This window comes from Microbacterium sp. NPDC055521 (assembly GCF_053619695.1).
Window position 1 is genome coordinate 35,947 of record NZ_JBSHJX010000007.1, and the last position, 19,992, is coordinate 55,938.

Here is a 19,992-nt window from a genome sequence, read left to right on the forward strand (position 1 = left end):
GCGCGTGCCTGCGTTTCCCACCCGCCGGGAAAGGCTCGGGATGGAAAACGCCGGCGGGGGATGCCGGGTACCGGTGTTTTCCATCTCCGGCGAGCCGGATTCAGCGTCCGAGGAACTCGGGCTTGCGCTTCTGCTGGAACGCGGCGAAGCCCTCGCGGTAGTCGTCGGTATCGCAGAGCGCGGCCTGCGCGGCGTTCTCGAGATCGATCGACTCCCACAGCGCCAGCCGCTCGTCGCGGATGCGCGCGATCAGCCGCTTGCTCGCCAGGAACGCGGCCATCGCGCCGCGTGCGGCGGCGTGCGCGGCATCCTCGGTTGCCGTCTGCACCTCGTCGTCGGGGAAGACGCGGGAGAAGAGACCGGATGCCACCGCCTCGGCGCCCGACATCAGCCGTCCGGAGTAGATGAGATCGAGCGTCTTATGGGCTCCCAGCCGCTCGGCGAACAGGGCATGGCCACCGGAGTCGAGCGTCGCGCCGAGTGCGGCGAACGGCGAGCCGATCTTCGCCGACTCGGCGACGTAGACCACGTCGGTGGCGACGAGCAGGCCGAGCCCGACGCCGAGGCACGCGCCGTGCGCGGTGGCGAATGTGGGCGCGGGGAACGACGCCATGCGCTTCAGCAGCGGGGTGACGATGTCGCCGAGGTAGCCGATGACGTCGTCGTCACGCGGATCCACCCCCGAGATGTCGCGTCCGGCGCAGAACGCGCGCCCCTCGCCGCGCAGCACGAGGGCACGCACACCGGCGCCCTCCGCCTCGTCGTAGGCGGCGCTCAGCTCGCGCAAGGCGTGCTCGTCGAGGGCGTTAAGCCGCTCCGGCGCGTTCAGCGTGATCTGCGCGACGTCATCGGCGATGTGGATGTCGATCATGGCGGCTCCTTGCGGTCGGTTCCCTGGGCCTGTCGAAGAGCTCGACCCAGTCGAAGGGCAGGCCCTGTCGAACACTCACACGTCGTAGTCCACGACGAGTCGGTCGCTGGTGGGATGGGACTGGCACGTGAGCACGTACCCGCGCTCGAGCTCGTCGGGTTCGAGGGCGTAGTTCTCGGTCATGGTGACGCTGCCCTCGAGCACCCGTGCCCGGCACGTGCCGCACACTCCTCCGGAGCACGCGAACGGGGCATCCGGTCGCACCCGCAGCGCCGCGTTCAGCACCGACTCGTGCGCGCCGACCGGACTCTCGACGGTCGACGAGACGCCGTCGAGGTTGACCTCGATCCGCACCGTCTTCTCGCCCTGGCGCACCTGCACCCGGCGGGGGCCGCGCTCGGCGACGGCATCCCCGGTGGTGAACAGCTCGAAGCGCACGTGCTCGCTCGGCACGCCGATGTCGGCGAGCACCTCGCGGCACAGGTCGACGAGCGCGAACGGCCCGCACAGGAACCACTCGTCCACCGTCGACGGAAGGATCAGCGACTGCAGCATGGTGCGCAGCTTCTGCTCGTCGATGCGGCCAGAGAGCACCGGGGCCGTGCGCTGCTCGCGCGAGAGCACGTGGTGCAGCACGAGCCGAGTCGGGTAGCGGTCTTTGAGGTCGGCGAGATCCTCGAGGAACATCACGTCGCTGGTCGACCGATTCGTGTACAGCAGGGTGAAGCGCGTGGTGTCGGATGCCGTGAGCAGGGTGCGGGCGAGCGCCATCATCGGCGTGATGCCCGAGCCCGCGGCGATGCCGACCACGTGCGTGCCCTCGAGCTCGTCGAGTCCTGAGGTGAAGGTGCCCTGCGGGCTCATCACGTCGATTTCGAACCCGGGCGTCAGCTCGGTCTGCGCCCAGGTCGAGAACAGGCCGCCCTCGTCGCGTTTGACGGCGACGCTGAGGCTGGTGGTGCCGTCGCGCACCGGCGAGGGCGGGCGGCACAGCGAGTACGAGCGGCGGACTTCGGTGCCGTCGAGCTGCACCCGCAGCGCGACGTACTGCCCTGGCAGGTAGGCGTACTCGTCGGCGAAGTCGGCCGGCACGGTGAAGGTCACCTCGATGGCGTCGTCGGTGAGACGGCGCACGTCAGACACGGTGAGGGTGTGGAACCGGGCGCGGTGCCGGTCTGCGGCGATCGGCGCGGCGTTCCCGTCGCCAGTGGCGGCCACGGGCATCCGGAACAGCGGCATCAGATCGCCTCCATCAGATCACCTTGAAGTGGTCGAACGGCTCCAGGCAGGCGCGGCATTCGTACAGCGACTTGCACGAGGTCGAGCCGAAGCGCGACACCTCGCGGGTGTCGAGAGAGCCGCACCGGGGGCACTTCACCGCGAGGGTCACGCGGATGGGCCCCTCGCGATGGGCCGCGCTGCCCGACGGCGGGGCGATGCCGTACTCGACGAGCTTGCGCTTTCCGTCGTCGCTCATCCAGTCCGTCGTCCAGGCGGGGGAGAGCACGAGGCGCACCTCGACGTCGGCGAAGCCGTCGGCGGTCAGCGCGAGGATGATGTCGTCGCGGATGGCGTCCATCGCCGGGCATCCGGAGTAGGTGGGAGTGATGTCGACCGTGACGCGCTCGCCCTCGACCCGCACGTCGCGCAGCACTCCGAGGTCGGCGATGGTGAGCACGGGGATCTCGGGGTCGGCGACCGCGGCCGCGACCTCCCGCGCGCGAGCCGAGCGCTCGGTGACGGTCACCATGTCGCCCCCGGATGCCGCCGGGCGAGCACCTGCATCTCGGCGAGCAGGTGACCGAATGGGGTGGCGTGCGAGCCGCGGCGGCCGCCGGCGCGGGATGCCTTCGCATCGGGCGCCATCAGACCGGCCTCGGCGAACACGGTATCGATCACGGCGTCGAATCCCGCGCGCAGCGTCGACGGCCGCACGGCGACGCCCTCGAGCCGGTCGATCAGCGGCTCGTCGCGGAACAGCTCGTCGACGTACGGCCACACATCGGTCAGCGCCCGGATCATCTTCTCGCGCGAGAACTCGGTGCCGCCGGCGAGGCGCAGTACCCACTGCACGGCGTGGTCGCGGTGGTAGTCGACCTCTTTGAGCGACTTCGCGGCGATCGCGGCGAAGGTCTCATCCGTCGATCCGCGCAACGCCGAGTACAACTCGTACATGTACGTCGAGGCGATCAGCTGCCTCGCGATGGTCTGCGCGAAGTCGCCATTGGGCTGCTCGACCAGCCATGAGCTGCGGAACTCCGGTTCATCGCGGAAGTACGCCAGGTCGTCCTCGCTGCGGCCGTCCCACGAGCCGGCGTAGCGCAGCAGCGAGCGCGCGTGCCCCAGCAGGTCGAGGGCGATGTTGCCGAGCGCGACATCCTCCTCCAGTTCGGGAGCACGTGAGATCCACGCGCCGAGCTGCTGCGAGAGGATCAGTGCGTCGTCGCCCAGCCACAGTGCGTACTCGGCGACGTCGGCCGAGGGGGCACGATTCTCGCCGCCGGCGAGTTCGGATGCCAGCTGCCGCTGCTCGACGGAGATGTGGATGTTCACAGGTGCGGCACCCCCTCGGATGCCGTGTAGTACGTGGCGTGCCGGTAGTTCTTGCCCTCCGACGTCTCGAAGAAGGCCTCCTTGGCATCCGGATCACTCGTCGTGACGGCATCCGCCGGAACCACCCAGATCGACACCCCCTCACCGCGCCGCGTGTAGAGGTCGCGGGCGTTGCGCACGGCCATGGCGGCATCCGGAGCCACGAGCGACCCGACGTGCACGTGACTGAGTCCGCGGTTCGCGCGCACGAAGACCTCCCACAGGGGCCAGGCGGTCTGCTCGGTCACGACGCCACCTCCGTCCGCAGCGCCTGCTTGCGGGCGTACTCAGCGGCCGCCTCACGCACCCACGCGCCCTCGTCGTGCGCGGTCCGGCGGCGCTCGAGACGTTCCGCGTTGCACGGACCGTTGCCCTTCAGCACCTCGAAGAACTCATCCCAGTCGATCTCGCCCATGTCGTACTGTTGGGTCTCGTCGTTCCAGGTCAGGTCGGGGTCGGGCAGGGTGATCCCGAGGATCTCGGCCTGCGGCACGAGCATCCCGACGAAACGCTGACGCAGGTCGTCGTTCGAGAAGCGCTTGATCTTCCACTTCATCGACTGCGCGGAGTTCGGCGACTGGTCATCCGGCGGGCCGAACATCGCCAGGCTCGGCCAGTACCAGCGGTTCACGGCATCCTGCGCCATCTCGCGCTGCTCGTCGGTGCCCTGCATGAGCGCCAGCAGGATCTCGAATCCCTGTCGCTGATGGAACGACTCCTCCTTGCAGATGCGCACCATCGCCCGGCCATACGGGCCGTACGACGCGCGGCACAACGGCACCTGATTGACGATGGCGGCGCCGTCGACGAGCCAGCCGATGGCTCCCATGTCAGCCCAGGTGGGGGTGGGGTAGTTGAAGATCGACGAGTACTTCGCCTTGCCGTCGATCAGCTGCCGCATCATCTCCTCGCGCGTCGTGCCGAGGGTCTGCGCGGCCGAGTAGAGGTAGAGGCCGTGGCCGGCTTCGTCTTGCACTTTGGCCATCAGGATGGCTTTGCGCTTGAGGCTTGGCGCGCGGGTGATCCAGTTGCCCTCGGGCTGCATGCCGATGATCTCGGAGTGGGCGTGCTGCGAGATCTGCCGGATCAGCGTCTTGCGGTATGCGTCGGGCATCCAGTCGCGGGGCTCGATGCGCTGCTCGTTCTCGACCAGCTCGTCGAAGCGGCGCTCGTCGTCTGAGAGGTCGCCCTCGACGAGGGAAAGGTCTGCGGGGCTGGTCATCATCGACTCCATCGGTTTACTGACCGTTCGTTTGGTAATTCTCGCACGCAGGAGTCGGGTGGGCAAGACGGGTGTCAGCGAGCGCGGCGCAGCAGGGTGAGCAGCGCCTGACCGTAGGCTTCGGCGGGTCCGGGATGCTCGAAATCGAGGCGTTCACCGGCGATCTCGATCTCGACGACGAACGCGTCGGGCAGGCGCCGCAGCGAACGGAACGTGCCGCGCAGAAGCTCGCGCAGCTGGTCTTCCCTGGGCAGCCAGACCGCCTCCGTCAGCTGCACGGCATCGAGCGCCCACTCCGTGGTGCCGTTGAAGGCGAGGTCGGTGCCCGACGGGGTCGTGCGCGCTTCGATCGTCATCTCGCTGACGGTGAAGATGTCGGCTTCGGCCTCGAGCTCGATCTCGTCGGGCAGGTCGAGCGCGAACCGATCGCCGCTGGCCGGATGCCAGACCAGGCCGTTCTCGCGCAGGGCGACGGCGAGCTCTCGGCTGATCATGCCTCTACGCTAAGCGACCGGCGGATGCCCAGGGCGGTGTCGGCGGGGTGCGGCAGAGTGGTGCCATGGCTGCACCGACCTCGACCGACATCCGCGATGCCGCGCTCGCTGCGCTGCGTGAGCTGGTCGGCCGGCCCGACGCGACGTTCCACGACGGACAGTACGAGGCGATCGAGGCGCTGGTCGCCGATCACCGCCGCGCGCTCGTCGTGCAGCGCACCGGATGGGGCAAGTCGGCCGTGTACTTCGTCGCGACGCTGCTGCTGCGTCGGCAGGGGGCGGGCCCGACCGTGCTCGTCTCGCCGCTGCTCGCACTGATGCGCGACCAGATCGCGGCGGCCGAGCGCGCCGGGGTGCGGGCCGTGGCGATCAATTCGACCAACGCGCACGAGTGGACCGACGTGATCGCGCGCCTCGACCGCGACGAGGTCGACGTACTGCTCGTCTCGCCCGAGCGGCTGAACAACCCGTCGTTTCGCGAGAATCAGCTGCCGGCGCTGGTGCGGCGGATCGGGATGCTCGTCGTCGACGAAGCGCACTGCATCAGCGACTGGGGGCACGACTTCCGCCCCGACTACCGGCGCCTGCGCGAGCTGATCGCCGAGATGCCCGCAGGTGTCCCGGTGCTGGCGACGACGGCGACGGCCAACAGCAGGGTGGTCGCCGACGTGGCCGAGCAGCTCGGTGGCACGTCGCCGGCGGATGCCGGGGTTCTGACGATCCGTGGGCCGCTGGCGCGGGCATCCCTCCGCCTCGGGGTGCTGCAGCTGCCCGGGTCGGCGCAGCGGCTGGCCTGGCTGCTCAGCCATCTGAACGATCTGCCCGGCTCTGGCATCATCTACGCGCTCACGGTGTCGGCCGCGGTCGACACCGCCCGGCTGCTGCGAGAGCAGGGGCACGCGGTGCGCGCCTACACCGGACAGACGGATGCCGACGAGCGCGAGGAATCCGAGGGGATGCTCAAGCGCAACGAGGTCAAGGCGCTCGTCGCGACCAGCGCCCTCGGTATGGGCTTCGACAAGCCGGACCTCGGCTTCGTCGTGCACCTCGGTGCCCCGTCGTCACCGGTCGCCTACTACCAGCAGGTCGGTCGTGCCGGGCGAGCCAGTGACAGCGCCGACGTGCTGCTGTTGCCGGGTGTGGAGGACCGTGACATCTGGCACTACTTCGCCACCGCGTCGATGCCCGACCGCGAGCGTGCGGAGCGCGTGATCGCGGCGCTGAGTGATCAGCCGCTGTCCACTCCCGCGCTCGAGGCGATCGTCGACATCCGCCGCACGCCCCTCGAGCTGCTGCTGAAGGTGCTCGATGTCGACGGCGCGGTGCGGCGCGTGCAGGGCGGGTGGGTCGCCACCGGTCAGCCGTGGGTGTACGACGCCGAGCGGTACGAGCGCATCGCCGCCGAACGCCGGGCCGAGCAGCAGCACATGCTCGACTACCAGCAGACCGACGGCTGTCGCATGGAGTTCCTGCAGCGCTCGCTCGACGACGACACGGCCGCGCCGTGCGGTCGCTGCGACAACTGCGCCGGGCCGTGGTTTCCGGCCGAGATCGGCTCGGATGCGGGAGCAGCGGCATCCGGGGCTCTCGACCGCGTCGGCGTGCCCATCGAAGCGCGCCGGCAATGGCCCACCGGCGGCGACCGAGTCGGCGTGCCGGTGAGAGGACGCATCCCTGCCGACGAGCAGGCGGGCGAGGGCCGCGCGCTGGCGAGGCTCACCGACCTCGGCTGGGGCGGGACACTGCGGCAGATGTTCGCCGCCGGAGCGCCGGATGCCGAGGTGACCCCTCAGGTGCTCGAGGCGTGCGTGCGGGTGCTGGCGGGGTGGGGCTGGGAGCGGCGCCCCGTGGCCGTCGTCGCGATGCCGTCGCGGTCGAAGCCTCTGCTCGTCGACTCGCTCGCTCGCGGCATCGCCGGCATCGGCAGGCTGCCGTACATCGGCGCACTCGGCTTCGCGAACGGCGGGCCGAGTGGCGAACCGGGCGGTAACAGCGTGTTCCGTCTCGCCGGGCTCTGGGAGCGTTTCAGTGCCGAGGGGCTCGCGGTGCCGGACGGGCCGGTGCTGCTCGTCGATGACCAGGCCGACAGCCGCTGGACGCTCACCGTCGCGGCGCGCGAGCTGCGCCGGGCCGGCGCCGGCGAGGTGCTGCCCTTCGTGCTGGCGCTGCGGGGCTGAGCGTCGCCTTGAGCAGCGCGGTCCCGGCGTGAGGGTGGATGCGGATAGCTTGTTGCGGTGACCTTCACCGCGCTCAAGAGGTATGCGACCACTCTGGCGGTGGCTGTCTTCGTCACCCCTGAATTGCAGAACACCGACTACGAGTCGGGCTTGGCGCGGATCGGCGACGAGGTGTGGCACGTGCGCACAGCGAGGACCACACCGAAAAAGCCGGGAGCGTTTCTCGCTTTCTGGCAGCGAGACCCTGACGGCAGGACAGCGCCGTTCGGCGACGACGATGTCGCAGCGGGCCTACTCGTCTTCGTGCAGCATGAGAGCAGGAACGGTGTGTTCCGCTTCAGCGCCGCGCACCTCAGGGAACTGGGCATCACCGCGGGCAGGCGGCCAGGCAAACGCGGGTTCCGCGTGTATCCGAGCTGGAGCAGTGATCTGAATGTGCAGGCAATGGCCGCGCAGCGCGCTCAGGCGTCGGCCTTTCACGAATATCATCCGCAAAGCCGGCCTGAATAGCGCGCCCCGTCGGGTCGACGACAGCTACGGACGTGCTGTCAGAGGCCACCATCCGTCGTAGACCGGGCTCTGGCACTCCTCGCGCAGCGCTTCCCACCGGCGGGCCCAATCTCTGCGTGTCCGGGACGGTGGCCATGGCGTGCGTCGCAGCTCGAGGGGGAGCAGCGGATCCTCTCGAATGGCGAGCTCCAGGGCGTCGGCGAGCAGGAGCAGGCGCACGACGGCCGGCAGGCTGGGATCTGAGATGCGCCGGAGGAGCGTTTCGTCGAGTGTCGCGTAGGCGGCGAGGGTGGGCTCGCTGGGCCACAGTGCCTGCGCGATCGTTCGAGCGTCGGTCGTGCCTCGCACATTCAAGTCCCCGGTGGTCGCTGCCGACAGATAGGGCAGCGCCTCGTCTGGGAGTTCTGCGATCAGGTCGTGTGGGCTGACGTGGAGACCTGTCGAGATGGCGACGGCGCCGAGCTCGTGCAGCCCGCGGCGCAAGGCGTCGCGAGCTGCACGCTCACGTTCGGGGACTGACACGGCGATCAACCGCCACCGGCCGTCCCAGGGCGCGTTCCCAGCGTCCTGGGCGAACGCAAGAGCCAGGCTCCGTCGATCACGCTCCAGTCGCTGTCGCCCGGTGCTCGTCAGGCCGATCGTCCCTGCCCGACCCCGCCCTGTCTGCTCGATATCGCCGCTGGCGACCATGCGACGCAGCGCCAGCCGGACGGGCTGATCCTGAAGGCCAGCAAGGTTGGCCGTGTCATAGACGAGCTTCAGCGGCGCGCGTCCGGTCGGGGGGAGGAAGGCTTCGATGACGGTCCTCGGAGAGACCTGCCGCGTCATCGTCCGACCTCGAGCTCCATGGCCGTGTATCCGTCGAACCCGTATACAGGCGACAGGAGGCCGAGAGCCCCGCGCCCGACGGGTGTGAAGCCCTGGCGTTCGTAGAGGGCCCGAGCCCGGCGGTTGCGATCGATCACCGAGAGATTGACCGTTCTCGCCCCCATGCGACGGGCCTTGTCAGCGGCTGCGCTCAACAGCGAAGACCCGATACCACGTCCACGAACAGCTTGGTCGACGCAGATGCCGTCGAGCACCAGAGCGCCAGGACGTTCCGAGTGCGAGAGCAGCGATAAGACGAGACTGGCCCGCAATGCCGCGGGGACTGAGAGCGATCTTCTGAGTCGCGACCATCCGAGGTCTGCGGACCCCGTGCCGTCTGCGTGGAAGCCGCAGACTCCCACAACGGCACCATGTTCTCTGGCGATGAGCATGTTCGTGTCGCGAAGAGCGCCTTCGATGACGCGCCGCCCGGTGGCCGCATCGATGAACCCCGCACCCAGCTTGCGCCCGAAAGCCTCCCAGTACAGGGTCGCGACGCGTGGGCGCTCCTCTTCGGTGAACCCTTCCGCAACGATCGCTTCTCCCATGCCACAAATATATCCCATATGCTACGACCGTGCGCATCACGAAACGTAAGCGGACCACGTTCGCTCTTCTCGGCCTCTTCGGCGCTGTGGCGGTAGTCATCGGTACTGCTGTCGTGGGCAATAGCTATCGCTTCGAACAGACGGCGGTGACGATACCCGGCCCTGAGGGAAGCCTCTCCGGGGTTCTGACGCTGCCACCGGAAGGGTCGCCTCGAGGTCTCGTGGTGATGGTTCACGGGGACGGGCCGGTCGAGGCGACGCAGGACGGTCTCTACTCGCCGTGGTTCGAGGGAGCGGCGGATGCCGGGTTCGCGACCCTCTCATGGAGCAAGCCTGGCGTGGCGGACTCGGACGGAGACTGGCTCTCGCAGTCGATGAAGGATCGGGCGAGCGAGGTCTCCGCGGCCATCGACTGGGCTCATGCACAAGCCGGCGTCCCGACCGGAACGATCGTGCTGTGGGGAGCGAGCCAGGCCGGCTGGGTCCTTCCTGAAGTCACTCGCATCCGCGATGACATCGACGCCGTCGTCGCCGTGGGCACGGCGATCAAATGGCTTCGGCAGGGTCGCTTCAACCTCGTCGCTGAACTGGAGCACGACGGAGCGAGCGAGGAGGAGCGAGAGGAGGCGATCGCGGCAAGCGACCAGACGCGCGCTCTCCTCGAGCGGGGTGCGTCGTACGAGGAATATCTTTCATCATCATCATCATCATCATCATCAGCGCGCGCGGACCCTATGACAGAGGCGCGGTGGAAGTTCGTCCAGCGAAACGTCGACTCGGACGCGACTGCTGACCTCGCCGCCTCAGCCGCTCGCGGCATCCCTGTGCACCTCATGGTGGGCATGCACGACCGCAACGTCGACGTCGTTGAGACTGAGGAGACGTACCGATCGATCTTCGGATCGTCCCTGAGCGTGACTCACATCGACGGAGCTCACTCCCTGGCCAGACCCGTGATGGAAGAGAATGACCTCGTCGGTTTCTTCACTGGCGCTGTCTGGCCCCGCGCTCTCCTCGCGCCTGCGGCCATCGATGACTACAGGTCATTTCTCTCCAGCATCCCGTCGTCTGAGTAGATGACTCTGGCTGCGCGACACCGAGACTTCTCCTTCCGAAAGCGTCCACTGATCTGGGGATAACCACCCCGGTGAATGTCGGTGGCCCTCGTCAGAATGGAGGTATGAACAGCCCCGCCGATGCTCTCGCTCAGGTCGCCGCCGACCTGCGCGATCTGCTGTCGGGCGACGCGCTAGCGGGGCTGTCGGATGCGGAGCGCGCGGAAGCGCTTGCCGGGCTCGGGGAGATATCGCGGCTGGCGGATGCCGGCATCGTCGAGACCGTCGCCACCTCCGATGTGGACTTCGGGCATCGTTTCGGATGCCGGGGCATGAACGAGGTGCTCCGTCGGGCAGCGCTGGTTGATGCTCCGACCGCGGCGCGGATCATCCGGGCGGCGGAGCCCGTGCAGCGCGAGACCAGTCTCGTGTCGGGGGAGCGGATGCCGGCCCGCTGGCCCGCCATGCGCGAGGCGCTGCTCGACGGTGCCGTCGGTGTCGCCGGTCTGCTGGCTTCCGTTGCCCCGCTGGAGCGCGGACGGGATCGAATCACTGTCGAGCAGCGGATGTGGGCTGACGCCAATCTGGCGGCGTTCGCCCGCGGTGACGTGCTCCCCGGTGACCTCGACGATGCCGACCACGGTGATCGCCGGCAGGCGCCGCGAGCATCGGCGGAAGACCTGAAGCAGTTCGCGGCCGCCCTGGCCATCGCCCTCGATCCGGACGGCGCCGAGCCGTCAGACGAGCGTGCGCAGACGCGCCGAGGGTTCACGATCGGTCGGGAGCGCGACGGGCTCCATCCGGTGAGGGGAAACCTCACCCCCGAGCTGGCCGCGCAGTGGCAGCTCATCGATGACGCGTACAACAACCCGAAGGTCGGCGGTGCTCCCGACACGGGCGTCCGGTTCACCTTCGACGACGACCCGTGCAACGATGACGAGTTCAACAGCGACCTCCGCAAGGTGATCGATTCGCGCACTCCCGCGCAGAAGAGGCACGATGCGCTCGCCGCCGCTCTCGGGATCGCCGCTCGGCACAGCGAGATGCCCTCACTCGGCGGTGCGGCCCCGACTCTGGTCGTGCACGTCGACGCCGCCGATCTGGCGGCCGGCACCGGCTGGGCGACCCTGCCGGGATCCGAGAGCGCCGTTCCGCTGCACGTCGCGACCCACACCGCGTGCACCGGAGCCGTGCAGCGCGTGCTGTTCGATGAGGGTCGCATCGTGGGCATCAGCACCACCGACCGCGTATTCACCGTTCATCAGCGGCGCGCCATCGTCGCCCGAGATCAGGAATGTCTGATTCCCGGATGCCATGTCCCCGCGACCTGGTGCGAGATCCACCACGTGGTCGAGCACGCCCGGGGCGGCCCGACGCATACGGACAACGGCGTGCCGCTCTGCTGGTGGCACCATCGATCTCTCGGGCAGTCCGGGTGGGAGATCCGCATGAACAGCGGACTTCCGCAGATCCGCGGCCCCGCCTGGTGGGACCCCGAACAGAGATGGCGCACCCCACGACTCTCCGCCCTGCACTCGCGACGACGGCGCACCGCGGTGCTGCGGGAGTAAGCATCAGCTGGGCAGAGCCAGCGACAGATACGATCCCGCTGTGAAGCGCTATCGGATGTCGGGTTCTCTCATAGCGGCTGCGCTCGTCGTACTCCTCACATCCTGCGCTCCACCGCCCCCTGCAGATGCGTGGGTGATCGCTCCGATCGAGTACGACAATGCGATGGACGGCGACGTCGAGACCGACATGATCGACGTGACCTACCCGATGTCGCACATCGCTGTCGACACGGCCGGCGGGTTCTGGACGGAGTCGTCTGGGTCGTGGCTGCATATCGACGAGGACGACGAGACGATCCGTCGGTTCAACCTCGAGGGAGAGAAGGGCTTCCTGCGTGTTCGGGGCATGTCTGCGATCGACTCGCTCACGCTCGTCGTCTCCGGTCACATGGATGAAGATCCAGACGGAGGGCTATGGCTCTTCGACACCGCTGCGATGGCCTGGACGCCGATCGACGCTGATGCGGATGTCGTCGGCGATGTCGCCGTACTCGATGACACCATCTTCTACGTCGAGTATCTCTTCAGCGACAGCGGCGACGCGCGTTTCGTCGTTCGACGGCTGGACGAGGCGATCGTCGATCCAGCGGTCACCCCGCCACTCGAGATGAGGCATCACGAAGACGTGAAGCTGTCTGTCACGCCCGACTTGTCGATCATCGCCAACACAGGGTCTCGATTGATCGCGATCGATGAGACGGGCGAGCGCTCGCACTTCGCGAAGTTCGCAGAGGGGACACCAGTGATGGCGACGAACCCGGCCGGAGCCCGCGTATGGAGCACCACGCCGCGAGTCGCTGAGGAGCCATGGCACGTGCAGGGCGGCTCCGCCGACGCGCACCAGGTCGTCGAACGTGATGCGTTGTGCGACCTGCGGAGTATTGAGACGAGTGACGGAAAGGTCTCGCCCCCGCTCTGCGACATCCGAGCTATGGGATGGGTCGACGCGGAAACGTTGATCGTGTCCGCGGGTACTGAAGGCGCGAGCATCCTCGCGAAGATCCGCCCTCCGGTGGAGTGATCTGCTGCGCATCAGTTCGCTTGGCTGCACTCGCTCGTGGACTTCAGCGTGATGCGCGCACCACCATCGGAGGCGCTGGCAACGATGTTGATGATCGTCAGATCCCGGGCCACGAGGCGGATACCGAGATTGTCGCGAGAATCGAGTGTCCGGATCCGCACGACCCAGCCGTCCTCCTCAGGAAAGACCTCGCCGAGGCCAGCCACCCAGGCCACGCGATCGAGGCCCGGGTCGATGCGTAGAGTGCGCCGGACCGTGGCCTGATTGCCGAAGCCCTCCAGCGGACAGGGCTCCTCGACGACCTCTGCCGAACGATCGAGCACGCTGCTCGCGGCGAGCGACCCTTCAACACGGTCGAAGTACGATTCGATCTTCGCCGCCGCCGCTTCCACCGTCGGCGGCCTCGGATCGGGCAGCGCAAGGGTCACGACCCACATGGCGACAACGAGCACGCCGGCCCCGGTCGCCATCAGAAGCAGCTGCTTCTTCGGGCTGCGTCGTGATCGGCCGGGCATCCCGCGATGCTATCCAACCGTCGATGCAGACGTCTCCTCGGCGCCTCCGCGAGGGAGCCGCACTGAACCGCTCCCGCTGAAGCGTCAGAGGCGTCGCTCGTGTCGTCGTGGCTTCAGGCGGTCCGGGGCATCGGTCGCGGGCGGGAACTCGCACGTGAACCAGCCCTCGTAGCCGAAGAGGAAGCCGAAGAGTCGGTTCCGCACCTCGAGCGAGATGTGGAAGGCGCCCCTGGCGTCGTCGTAGCGCTCGTGCAGTTCCGCGCGACCCGAGAACAGCATCGGGAATCGGAACGCGATGGGCCCCTCGTAGAAGCGCTGCTCATTCGATCGCAGAACGAGGCCGCCATGCGCGTCGACTTCGAGGTGCAGATCGACGGCAAGGTGCTGATGCGTACCGAGGTAGTCCACGATCGTGGTCCGGGACGGATCGAGCACCATGGTGGCGTCGAACCGCGCCGGTCGCCGTCGCGCGCGATACTCGCGAACGAATGTCACGGTCTCTCGACCGAACGGGTCGAGGTACGGGTAGTTCTCGATGACGAAGGGCACGTTCGTGCCGGTGTACGCGACGAGGATGTGGCGCAGCCGGCCGATCAGCAGAAACGGAACCGTCCACCATGGCCCTCTGCGAATGCGGCTCATGGTCCCTCGTCCGACGCACCCGTAGCCGTTCGCCAGTGAGATCCCGAAACGCCGCTGCATCATGGGGTGCAGGCGCCCGAAGGCCTCCTCGCCGAGCGCAGCCCGAAAGATCGCCGTATCGCTCACGGGACACTCACCTGCTGAAGGGTTTCGGGAGCTCCCGCCATCGCGCCGTCGCGCGGTGGGGCAGTGCGACACCGTGATGCGCGGGGTCGGTCCGAACGCCAGAGCCACGTGACAGACAGCAGCGGCCAACTAGCTGGTTCTTCGCCCCGCTCAGCCCAGATCCGCAGCCGGTCGAAGCTCCAGGCCGTCATCCAGAGGATCAAGGGGCGCATGACCAAATCGGCGACTCTGCCCCATCCCGGTTGGTAGTCGTATCCGGTGATGAATCGCACCCCTTCGTCTGTCGGCACGTAGCACCAGTATCCGCGACCGTTGCGCAAGGGCGACACGCGGTCGTCGGTCGAGAACGCGAGCGCGGATGTGCGGGTGCCGTCAGCGCGGGACTTCTCCCCGAGCGAGACACCCACGCCACGGATCACGTGCAGCGGTAAGGCACGTTCATACCGGAACAGCGACCGGCCGGTCGGGTCGACACCGGTCTGCTCGATCCTGCTGAATCGCAGGTCCCACCTCGGGTGGAGCTCGGGATCCTGCGTCAGTTCCCAGATCGTCTCCATCTCAGCGCGGATGAGCACCTCGACGTACAAGGCCCGCGACCGACGCATACCCGCCCCCCTCCGGCTCGATATTCGCCGACACCGTTGAGAGTCGACGCTACCGCGTCGGCAGTGATCGCGGCGACGCTCAGCTGCTCGATCTGGTCATGACCTTCTTGTTATGGAAAGCGATGACAAGCAGCGCGGCGATCGGGCCGGCAAGAACGATCGCGAGAGGCCAATACCAAGCGCTCGTGCTCAGCATCGCAGCCCCGAAGACGATGAGACCCGCACCGGTTGCGCGCAGAGCGAGCGACCGGGCCGGAACCGCATCGGCGTTTCGGTAGAACGGAATCCTGGTCGCCGGATTGGCGCGCAATGTCATTGTGAGCGCCACGTGAAAGAGCAGCACGCCCACCGTTGCAACGAGCCAGCCGAACACGAGCATGTGATCGAGGGTAGCGACCTGCTGTAGGACCGCAGACGGCACCACCATCTTCCGCGGACGATTGTTCCCGGTGCAGACCGCACGATCTCCGGAAGACGGCGACCGATCGGTGTTCTGTCTATGACGCCCTATCCGTGGAACGATGGCTGCATGACCGGTCCGATCTTCGCCATTGTTTGTGTCCTTGGCATCATCGTTCCGCTGGCCCTCGGTTTTTTGCCGAGCCAGCGCAAGCGTCGCGCTGCCCGTTTCTGACTCCAGCGTCGCGCTCGGTCGCGTGGAGCGGCAACGCTGCGCCCGCGCCGAAAACGATCGTTTACGGCGCGGTCCAGATATCGGGCTCGGAACGGTCGCCACAAACGCTCGTCATAAGCACCAAACGGCAAGGGTTTCCGGCTGATCCTGTGAAGACGCGCTGAGCGCCTTACGCGCGTGGCAAGGCGACGGCAGCTTTCTCGTAACCCATGGGATACGAGACCGACCTTGCGGTTCGGAACAGTGTCAGCGATCAATCGACGTTGGCGAGGCGACTCAGCGAACGAGGCGGGCGATCGCCTGAGACGCTTCCCGGACCTTCTCTTCGGCGATGTCGCTGCCGGCGCGAGCTGCATCTGCCACACAGTGGCGCAGGTGGTCTTCGAGGAGCCCGACGGCAACGCTCTGCAAGGCGCTGGTCAGTGCGGAGATCTGAGTGAGGATGTCAATGCAGTACTTCTCGTCCTCGACCATGCGGTGGATGCCGCGTGATTGTCCTTCGATGCGCTTGAGGCGAGCAAGGTAGCGGGCTTTGTCCGTGATGTACCCGTGCTCTGCGTGGTTGCAGGATGTTGTAGCGACGGCGGTATCAGTCATCTGGATCTCCGGCGGTTGTGGTCAGCGGTTCAGGATGACGCGGGTCGTGGTGTCGGGGCGGAGGTCGAGTCGGCGCAGCAGTTGGGCGTTGAGAGCGACGACGATGGTGGATAGTGACATGAGAATCGCTCCGACCGACATCGGGAGCACGAATCCGATGGGGGCGAGGACGCCGGCGGCGAGGGGGACGGAGATGATGTTGTATCCGGCAGCCCACCAGAGATTCTGCTTCATCTTCCGGTACGAAGCCCGTGACAGTTCGATCACGGAGAGTACCGAGCGGGGGTCGTCGCTTGCGAGGATGACACCAGCCGACGCGATCGCGACATCTGTGCCTGCACCGATCGCCAGCCCAACGTCGGCCTGCGCGAGGGCAGGGGCGTCGTTGACGCCGTCGCCGACCATTGCGACCTTACGGCCCTCGTTCTGGAGTTGTTGGACCTTTGCGGCCTTGTCCTCCGGGCGTACTCCGGCGAAGACGCGGTCGATGCCGAGGTCTTGCGCGACAGCCCGAGCCACGGCATCCGCATCGCCGGTGATCATCACGACCTGCACGCCGAGCGCGTGAAGGGCGTCGACGGCTTCCCGGGACTCCGAACGCACCTCGTCGGCGAGCTTCAGGGCTCCGACGACGCGCCCGTCCTGGATGACATGGAGGATGATCGCGCCATCCGCACGCCACTGATCGGCGACCGGAAGCTCATCGGCGTTCTCCTCGGACAGCAGATGAGGTCCCCCGACTCGGATGATCTTCCCCTCAACGGTCGCCGTAACGCCCACAGCAGGTGACGAGGTGAACTCGACGCTTCGGGGGACGGTGAGCTTCCTGTCGGCGGCCGCGCGGACGATGGCCTTCGCGAGCGGGTGCTCGCTGTCGGCCTCTGCGGCGGCCGCCAGCGCGAGCACCCGGTCAGGGTCGGCGCCATCGGCAACGGAGACCTCGGAGACGACGGGCTCGCCCTTGGTGAGGGTGCCGGTCTTGTCGAACAGCACTGTATCGACGGTGCGCATGCTCTCGAGAGCGAGCCGGTCCTTGACGAGCACGCCGCCCCGGGCGGCGCGCTCGGTGGCGATGGAGACGACCAGCGGGATGGCCAGGCCCAGGGCGTGCGGGCACGCGATGACGAGCACCGTGATCGTGCGGATGACAGCAGCGTCAGGCAAGCCGACCAACGTCCAGACGATCGCGGTGATCGCCGCAGCACCCAGGGCGAACCAGAACAGCCATCCGGCGGCGGTGTCAGCGAGGCGCTGAGCACGAGAAGACGAGCTTTGCGCTTCAGTGACGAGACGTTGGATGCTGGCGAGGGTCGTGTCGTCGCCGGTCGCGGTGATCTCGACGCGAAGCCCGGAATCGGTGGCAACGGTGCCGGCTGTGACGTGGTCGCCGCTGCCGCGTTCCACGGTGCGGGACTCGCCCGTGACCATGGACTCGTCCATCGAAGCCCGTCCGTCGACGATGCGCCCGTCCGCGGGGACGCTACCACCCGGCCGTACGATGACGACGTCACCGACGACGAGATCGGACGGTGAGACCGTGACGACCTGGTCATTCTCGACGCGCTCTGCCTCATCCGGGAGAAGAGCGGCGAGTGAGTCCAGGGCGGAAGTCGTCTGGGCGAGGGAGCGCATCTCGATCCAGTGCCCGAGAAGCATGATGACAATGAGGAGGGCGAGCTCCCACCAGAAGTCGAGTTCGTGATGGAGCACCCCGAGCGTCGCGCCCCAGGAGGCGGCGAACGCGACGGTGATCGCGAGGCCAATGAGCAGCATCATGCCGGGCTTGCGAGCGCGGAGCTCGCTGACTGCACCGACGAGGAACGGCTTTCCACCCCACGCGTACATGACAGTGCCCAGCACCGGGGATACCCATGACAGACCCGGAATATCGGGGAGGGTGTAGCCCAGGATCATCGAGAACATGCCCGACAACGCGACCGTGGGGACAGCGAGGACGAGCATGATCCAGAACAGGCGACGGAACTGCCCGACGTGGTCGCCATGGCCTGCATGACCGCCGTGTCCAGCGTGGGTGTTGTGACCGGAGGGCGCGTTGTCGCTTCCGTGGTCCCTATGACTGTGCGCGGCCGCGTCTGACTGCGGTGCATGCGCCATTGCTTGATGTCCCGCGTGCGCATCGTGGTCAGTTTCGGTCGTCACTGCGGGGGTCGACGCCGCGTGGTCGTGGTGTGCGTGGGTGTGCTCTGCGCCGTCGTTACGCGGGTGGCTCATGGGCCTATCCTCCTCGGAATTGAGAACCGTGGGGCCGACTTGTGTGGCGTGCCTCGCACGGTGAAACAGTGTCAGGCAGCAGCGGTGGCGTACTTAGCCGGGTCGGCGTCGAACGCGGGCCCGCATCCGGCGCAGCAGAAGTAGTACCGGGTGCCGTCGTAATCTCGGTACAGGCCGGCAACTTCTGCATCCGCCTTGATGACGGTGCTGCCTACCATCACAGGACATTCGGCGAGATCCTCCGCGGGCGGGGTGAGGAGATCCTTGCGTCCTTCGGCGTCGACGGAACCGTGGCTGTTGCGGCTGCAGCAGGATCCAGTGGAGTCGGACATGTTTTGTTCCTCTTTCTCTCAAACACCGGAGTCCGGCGGCGGTATGCCTAACGATATACCCCCTAGGGGTATTCCGCACTAGGATGTACATGGCGGCGCTGAAGGATCAGGGCGGGTGGCCGCATAGATCGTGGTGTTAGCATCCTGGACGGAATGGAGGAGGCCGAGCATGCACGTCGCAGTTCGTGGCGCACGTCCGCAGCTGTCGTTGCGCGCGTTGTTGATGCTCGGCGGGGCCACGCTGATGGTTATCGTCGGCTTGCTGGCGATGCATACCTTCACCTCCGAACCTGCGGGACACGGATCCGTCGGACTCACCCACTCCGCAGCTGGGGAGGAGCACGCCACCGCAGCGGCGTCAACCGTCGCGAGCGAGTCCACCGCGTGTGAGGGTGCGTGTCATGTGAGCACCGGACATGGGCAGGGTCACAACGAGATGCTGACTGCGTGCGTGCTGGCGTTGCTTGCCGGTCTGCTTCTCCTCCTCCCTCCGATATTGATTCATCGTCACGGGCTGCCCCCTCACCGTGGTGTAAGCCTGGTGAGGTGGGAAGCGATCGGGATCCCTCCCCGGGCACCCTCGCTGACGATCCTTTCGATAAGTCGCACCTGAGTAGTCGCCGCCGACCCTGATAGGTCGGATTCCTGGCGCCGTCTGGCGCCATCATTTGCGAACCCTCACACGACGTATCGAAGGAACAACCATGAATAAGAAGATTCCCGTTGCTGTCAGTACGGGTGTACTGACCCTTGCACTGGTTCTCACCGGCTGCGCTGACAACACCACGGCACCGTCCAGCGAATCCACCTCCCCGTCTCAGTCGTCGTCGACTTCGGCAGCGAACGAGGCTGACGAGATGTTCGTCACGATGATGATCCCTCATCACGAGCAGGCGATCGAGATGGCCGACATGCTGCTCGCTAAAGACGGTGCCGACGCACGCGTGGTGGAACTTGCCGAGGAGATCAAGGCGGCGCAGGGCCCCGAGATCGACAAGATGCTCGGATGGCTCGAAGACTGGGGTGTGGAGTATGACCCCGACTCCATGGGAGGCATGGATCACGGTTCGATGGGCGGTGACGACAGCATGATGTCCGAAGAGGACATGACCATGTTGGAGAGCGCGGATGCTGTCGAGGCGAACAGCCTGTTCCTGGAGCAGATGATCGTGCACCACGAAGGTGCCGTCGACATGGCGCAGACGGCGCTTGATGATGCGCAGAACCCGGACGTCCTCGAGCTCGCGCAACAGGTGATCGACGACCAGACGGCGGAGATCGCCACGATGCAGGAACTCCTCGGCCAGCTGTAGGAATCCTCCGGGCGGGCCGGTATCCGATCGTCCCGCCCAGATCTGTGTCATCCGTGCTGCCCCATTGC

Annotated in this window: 23 protein-coding genes; 7 read left to right on the forward strand and 16 right to left on the reverse strand. The window is 67.1% G+C overall.

The window, feature by feature from the left end; genetic code table 11:
- Positions 1 to 100: 100 nt before the first annotated feature.
- From ACWGSM_RS08630 to ACWGSM_RS08660, 7 genes are all read right to left on the reverse strand, one after another.
- Positions 101 to 871 carry an enoyl-CoA hydratase/isomerase family protein gene (locus tag ACWGSM_RS08630; protein ID WP_452322512.1) on the reverse strand — a complete coding sequence of 257 codons (771 nt, stop codon included), beginning with the start codon at positions 869 to 871 and terminating at the stop codon, positions 101 to 103.
- Between the two features lie 75 nt (positions 872 to 946).
- Entirely contained in the window at positions 947 to 2,095 is a 1,149-nt protein-coding gene (gene paaE, locus ACWGSM_RS08635) for a 1,2-phenylacetyl-CoA epoxidase subunit PaaE (RefSeq protein ID WP_452322605.1), read from the reverse strand.
- A gap of 28 nt (positions 2,096 to 2,123) precedes the next feature.
- Positions 2,124 to 2,621, reverse strand: coding sequence for a 1,2-phenylacetyl-CoA epoxidase subunit PaaD (gene paaD, locus ACWGSM_RS08640; RefSeq protein ID WP_452322513.1), 498 nt, complete (start codon positions 2,619 to 2,621; stop codon positions 2,124 to 2,126).
- The gene (gene paaC / locus ACWGSM_RS08645; protein ID WP_452322606.1) at positions 2,615 to 3,418 is read right to left on the reverse strand and encodes a 1,2-phenylacetyl-CoA epoxidase subunit PaaC; all 804 of its coding nucleotides are present in this window, start codon (positions 3,416 to 3,418) and stop codon (positions 2,615 to 2,617) included. The genes paaD and paaC overlap by 7 nt, the downstream gene beginning before the upstream one ends.
- Before the next feature lie 2 nt (positions 3,419 to 3,420).
- Complete coding sequence (gene paaB / locus ACWGSM_RS08650; protein ID WP_452322514.1) at positions 3,421 to 3,711, reverse strand: 1,2-phenylacetyl-CoA epoxidase subunit PaaB; 291 nt, start codon at positions 3,709 to 3,711, stop codon at positions 3,421 to 3,423.
- On the reverse strand, positions 3,708 to 4,685 hold the full coding sequence (paaA, locus tag ACWGSM_RS08655) for a 1,2-phenylacetyl-CoA epoxidase subunit PaaA (RefSeq protein WP_452322515.1): 978 nt from the start codon (positions 4,683 to 4,685) through the stop codon (positions 3,708 to 3,710). Before paaA ends, paaB begins: the two co-directional genes overlap by 4 nt.
- 74 nt (positions 4,686 to 4,759) lie before the next feature.
- Positions 4,760 to 5,179, reverse strand: a complete 420-nt coding sequence (locus tag ACWGSM_RS08660; protein ID WP_452322516.1) for a pilus assembly protein CpaE — start codon at positions 5,177 to 5,179, stop codon at positions 4,760 to 4,762.
- Between the two features lie 65 nt (positions 5,180 to 5,244).
- Between ACWGSM_RS08660 and ACWGSM_RS08665 the strand changes: the two genes are divergently transcribed.
- Positions 5,245 to 7,356 carry a RecQ family ATP-dependent DNA helicase gene (locus tag ACWGSM_RS08665; protein WP_452322517.1) on the forward strand — a complete coding sequence of 704 codons (2,112 nt, stop codon included), beginning with the start codon at positions 5,245 to 5,247 and terminating at the stop codon, positions 7,354 to 7,356.
- 57 nt (positions 7,357 to 7,413) lie between these two features.
- Positions 7,414 to 7,866, forward strand: a complete 453-nt coding sequence (locus ACWGSM_RS08670) for a MepB family protein (protein ID WP_452322518.1) — start codon at positions 7,414 to 7,416, stop codon at positions 7,864 to 7,866.
- Positions 7,867 to 7,890: 24 nt separating this feature from the next.
- Here ACWGSM_RS08670 and ACWGSM_RS08675 read toward each other — a convergent pair whose 3' ends face one another.
- Both ACWGSM_RS08675 and ACWGSM_RS08680 read right to left on the reverse strand, forming a co-directional pair.
- Complete coding sequence (locus tag ACWGSM_RS08675) at positions 7,891 to 8,694, reverse strand: PaaX family transcriptional regulator (RefSeq protein ID WP_452322519.1); 804 nt, start codon at positions 8,692 to 8,694, stop codon at positions 7,891 to 7,893.
- Entirely contained in the window at positions 8,691 to 9,281 is a 591-nt protein-coding gene (locus ACWGSM_RS08680; RefSeq protein WP_452322520.1) for a GNAT family N-acetyltransferase, read from the reverse strand. Before ACWGSM_RS08680 ends, ACWGSM_RS08675 begins: the two co-directional genes overlap by 4 nt.
- Positions 9,282 to 9,310: 29 nt before the next feature.
- Here ACWGSM_RS08680 and ACWGSM_RS08685 point away from each other — a divergent pair, with 29 nt between their 5' ends.
- From ACWGSM_RS08685 to ACWGSM_RS08695, 3 genes are all read left to right on the forward strand, one after another.
- Positions 9,311 to 10,357, forward strand: a complete 1,047-nt coding sequence (locus ACWGSM_RS08685; RefSeq protein WP_452322521.1) for an alpha/beta hydrolase family protein — start codon at positions 9,311 to 9,313, stop codon at positions 10,355 to 10,357.
- 104 nt (positions 10,358 to 10,461) lie between these two features.
- A complete protein-coding gene (locus ACWGSM_RS08690) occupies positions 10,462 to 11,907 on the forward strand; it encodes a DUF222 domain-containing protein (RefSeq protein WP_452322522.1) in 1,446 nt (481 codons plus the stop codon).
- A gap of 133 nt (positions 11,908 to 12,040) precedes the next feature.
- Positions 12,041 to 12,928 carry a hypothetical protein gene (locus ACWGSM_RS08695; RefSeq protein ID WP_452322523.1) on the forward strand — a complete coding sequence of 296 codons (888 nt, stop codon included), beginning with the start codon at positions 12,041 to 12,043 and terminating at the stop codon, positions 12,926 to 12,928.
- Between the two features lie 11 nt (positions 12,929 to 12,939).
- Here the strand turns inward: ACWGSM_RS08695 and ACWGSM_RS08700 are convergent, their stop codons facing one another.
- The 7 genes from ACWGSM_RS08700 to ACWGSM_RS08730 form a co-directional block, all read right to left on the reverse strand.
- Complete coding sequence (locus ACWGSM_RS08700; protein ID WP_452322524.1) at positions 12,940 to 13,443, reverse strand: hypothetical protein; 504 nt, start codon at positions 13,441 to 13,443, stop codon at positions 12,940 to 12,942.
- An 84-nt stretch (positions 13,444 to 13,527) separates the two neighbouring features.
- Complete coding sequence (locus tag ACWGSM_RS08705; RefSeq protein WP_452322607.1) at positions 13,528 to 14,148, reverse strand: DUF4166 domain-containing protein; 621 nt, start codon at positions 14,146 to 14,148, stop codon at positions 13,528 to 13,530.
- A 59-nt stretch (positions 14,149 to 14,207) separates the two neighbouring features.
- Entirely contained in the window at positions 14,208 to 14,816 is a 609-nt protein-coding gene (locus ACWGSM_RS08710; RefSeq protein WP_452322525.1) for an SRPBCC family protein, read from the reverse strand.
- A gap of 79 nt (positions 14,817 to 14,895) precedes the next feature.
- The gene (locus ACWGSM_RS08715) at positions 14,896 to 15,195 is read right to left on the reverse strand and encodes a hypothetical protein (protein WP_452322526.1); all 300 of its coding nucleotides are present in this window, start codon (positions 15,193 to 15,195) and stop codon (positions 14,896 to 14,898) included.
- A 531-nt stretch (positions 15,196 to 15,726) separates the two neighbouring features.
- Positions 15,727 to 16,047, reverse strand: a complete 321-nt coding sequence (locus ACWGSM_RS08720; protein WP_344820465.1) for a metal-sensitive transcriptional regulator — start codon at positions 16,045 to 16,047, stop codon at positions 15,727 to 15,729.
- 21 nt (positions 16,048 to 16,068) lie between these two features.
- A complete protein-coding gene (locus ACWGSM_RS08725) occupies positions 16,069 to 18,279 on the reverse strand; it encodes a heavy metal translocating P-type ATPase (RefSeq protein WP_452322527.1) in 2,211 nt (736 codons plus the stop codon).
- A gap of 71 nt (positions 18,280 to 18,350) precedes the next feature.
- Positions 18,351 to 18,611 (reverse strand): YHS domain-containing protein, encoded by a 261-nt coding sequence (locus tag ACWGSM_RS08730; protein WP_344820467.1) that lies wholly within the window; start codon positions 18,609 to 18,611, stop codon positions 18,351 to 18,353.
- A gap of 244 nt (positions 18,612 to 18,855) precedes the next feature.
- Here ACWGSM_RS08730 and ACWGSM_RS08735 point away from each other — a divergent pair, with 244 nt between their 5' ends.
- Together ACWGSM_RS08735 and ACWGSM_RS08740 are read left to right on the forward strand one after the other, a co-directional pair.
- Positions 18,856 to 19,224, forward strand: a complete 369-nt coding sequence (locus tag ACWGSM_RS08735; RefSeq protein WP_425562787.1) for a DUF6153 family protein — start codon at positions 18,856 to 18,858, stop codon at positions 19,222 to 19,224.
- 91 nt (positions 19,225 to 19,315) lie between these two features.
- Positions 19,316 to 19,924, forward strand: coding sequence for a DUF305 domain-containing protein (locus tag ACWGSM_RS08740; protein WP_344820468.1), 609 nt, complete (start codon positions 19,316 to 19,318; stop codon positions 19,922 to 19,924).
- Positions 19,925 to 19,992 lie beyond the last annotated feature (68 nt).

What these genes read in the sequence shown, in the direction of transcription:
- ACWGSM_RS08740 (WP_344820468.1), top strand. Translation starts at nt 19,316, where the DNA reads ATGAATAAGAAGATTCCCGTTGCTGTCAGTACGGGTGTACTGACCCTT.
- ACWGSM_RS08705 (WP_452322607.1), bottom strand. Translation starts at nt 14,148, where the DNA reads ATGATGCAGCGGCGTTTCGGGATCTCACTGGCGAACGGCTACGGGTGC.
- ACWGSM_RS08680 (WP_452322520.1), bottom strand. Translation starts at nt 9,281, where the DNA reads ATGGGAGAAGCGATCGTTGCGGAAGGGTTCACCGAAGAGGAGCGCCCA.
- ACWGSM_RS08700 (WP_452322524.1), bottom strand. Translation starts at nt 13,443, where the DNA reads ATGCCCGGCCGATCACGACGCAGCCCGAAGAAGCAGCTGCTTCTGATG.
- ACWGSM_RS08675 (WP_452322519.1), bottom strand. Translation starts at nt 8,694, where the DNA reads ATGACGCGGCAGGTCTCTCCGAGGACCGTCATCGAAGCCTTCCTCCCC.
- paaD (WP_452322513.1), bottom strand. Translation starts at nt 2,621, where the DNA reads ATGGTGACCGTCACCGAGCGCTCGGCTCGCGCGCGGGAGGTCGCGGCC.
- ACWGSM_RS08665 (WP_452322517.1), top strand. Translation starts at nt 5,245, where the DNA reads ATGGCTGCACCGACCTCGACCGACATCCGCGATGCCGCGCTCGCTGCG.
- paaE (WP_452322605.1), bottom strand. Translation starts at nt 2,095, where the DNA reads ATGCCCGTGGCCGCCACTGGCGACGGGAACGCCGCGCCGATCGCCGCA.
- ACWGSM_RS08630 (WP_452322512.1), bottom strand. Translation starts at nt 871, where the DNA reads ATGATCGACATCCACATCGCCGATGACGTCGCGCAGATCACGCTGAAC.
- ACWGSM_RS08710 (WP_452322525.1), bottom strand. Translation starts at nt 14,816, where the DNA reads ATGCGTCGGTCGCGGGCCTTGTACGTCGAGGTGCTCATCCGCGCTGAG.
- ACWGSM_RS08730 (WP_344820467.1), bottom strand. Translation starts at nt 18,611, where the DNA reads ATGTCCGACTCCACTGGATCCTGCTGCAGCCGCAACAGCCACGGTTCC.
- paaA (WP_452322515.1), bottom strand. Translation starts at nt 4,685, where the DNA reads ATGACCAGCCCCGCAGACCTTTCCCTCGTCGAGGGCGACCTCTCAGAC.
- ACWGSM_RS08725 (WP_452322527.1), bottom strand. Translation starts at nt 18,279, where the DNA reads ATGAGCCACCCGCGTAACGACGGCGCAGAGCACACCCACGCACACCAC.
- ACWGSM_RS08720 (WP_344820465.1), bottom strand. Translation starts at nt 16,047, where the DNA reads ATGACTGATACCGCCGTCGCTACAACATCCTGCAACCACGCAGAGCAC.
- ACWGSM_RS08735 (WP_425562787.1), top strand. Translation starts at nt 18,856, where the DNA reads ATGGTTATCGTCGGCTTGCTGGCGATGCATACCTTCACCTCCGAACCT.
- ACWGSM_RS08690 (WP_452322522.1), top strand. Translation starts at nt 10,462, where the DNA reads ATGAACAGCCCCGCCGATGCTCTCGCTCAGGTCGCCGCCGACCTGCGC.
- ACWGSM_RS08715 (WP_452322526.1), bottom strand. Translation starts at nt 15,195, where the DNA reads ATGCTCGTGTTCGGCTGGCTCGTTGCAACGGTGGGCGTGCTGCTCTTT.
- ACWGSM_RS08660 (WP_452322516.1), bottom strand. Translation starts at nt 5,179, where the DNA reads ATGATCAGCCGAGAGCTCGCCGTCGCCCTGCGCGAGAACGGCCTGGTC.